The following is a 1,132-nucleotide window of genomic DNA, read 5'->3' as shown; positions in this document are numbered from 1 at the left end:
TGTGTGCCGTGCATGGAAACTAACTAGGTGGTGAAAGTCCACTGTGGGGGTTTGTAATCGCCAACCACTAGCCAATAGCAAGGGTGTCCATTGCGAGGTGGAATCTGAAGGAAGCTGGCGGCAAAACTCTGCCCTGAGGAACACGAATCTCATCAGGCATATCCAATGGGACAAGACTGCATAACAAGTCAAAATCCAAAGATTACACGGACGTTGGAGTGTAAATGAGGCAGGGACATGGAGTGAAAGTGAGTTATCTTACCACGGGAGGTCTCATGGACGTGCGGAAACGGAGTAAGAAGCACGGAGTAAAGCTAGCCATGAGAAGTCAGCCGAGGCCATAGTACCAGATACCGACTATATCAGGGAAGGGCTGAACTTTAAGGAGTGAGAACTGAATGAATGTTACCGCATGAAAGGAAGAGAGCAGAATATCTTTGAAGAAAAGACCTGCCCACAAAAGAATAGGACGGCATCCGAAGGTATTGTGGGAGGGCAGACTTTCATGTGGATAACTGAAAACAAGCTCACGGAGGATAACCAATTAGGATATGGTATGTTGGAGTACATGCTATCATCATCCAATCTGAACGCAGCTTACTTACAAGTTAAGCGGAACAAAGGTGCTGGAGGTGTTGACAAGATGGAAGTCGAATCACTTAAGGATTATCTTGTTTCTCATAGGGATGAGCTAATAACATCCATATTGCAGGGCAAATACCGCCCCAATCCTGTCCGCAGGGTAGAGATACCCAAGGACAACGGGCAGAAACGGCAACTGGGCATACCCACAGTAGTTGACAGGGTAATTCAGCAAGCCATTGCGCAAATACTCATACCTTTATATGAGTCCCGGTTTAGCGACCATAGCTACGGGTTCAGACCAATGCGCAACGCCCACCAAGCACTCAAAAAGTGCAGAGACTACATCACGGAAGGTTATGGCTATGCAGTCGACTTGGACTTGGAGAAGTTCTTCGATAAGGTGAACCATAGCAAGTTGATAGAAGTACTCTCACGCACTATCAAAGACGGACGGGTAGTATCACTGATACACAAATACCTGAATGCAGGAGTGCAGATAGGAGGTAGCTTTGAGGCCAGCGAGATGGGCGTTCCTCAAGGAGGGCCA

The 1,132-nt window shown here is 47.5% G+C and carries 1 protein-coding gene; it reads left to right on the top strand.

What is annotated here, in order from left to right; genetic code table 11:
* Positions 1-412: 412 nt before the first annotated feature.
* A partial coding sequence (locus B879_RS20860) for a reverse transcriptase domain-containing protein (RefSeq protein WP_040401530.1) occupies positions 413-1,132 on the top strand: 720 nt, incomplete at its 3' end.

Source organism: Cecembia lonarensis LW9 (genome assembly GCF_000298295.1).
Taxonomy (GTDB): Bacteria; Bacteroidota; Bacteroidia; order Cytophagales; family Cyclobacteriaceae; genus Cecembia; species Cecembia lonarensis.
This window is presented reverse-complemented; position numbering and strand designations above follow the sequence as displayed.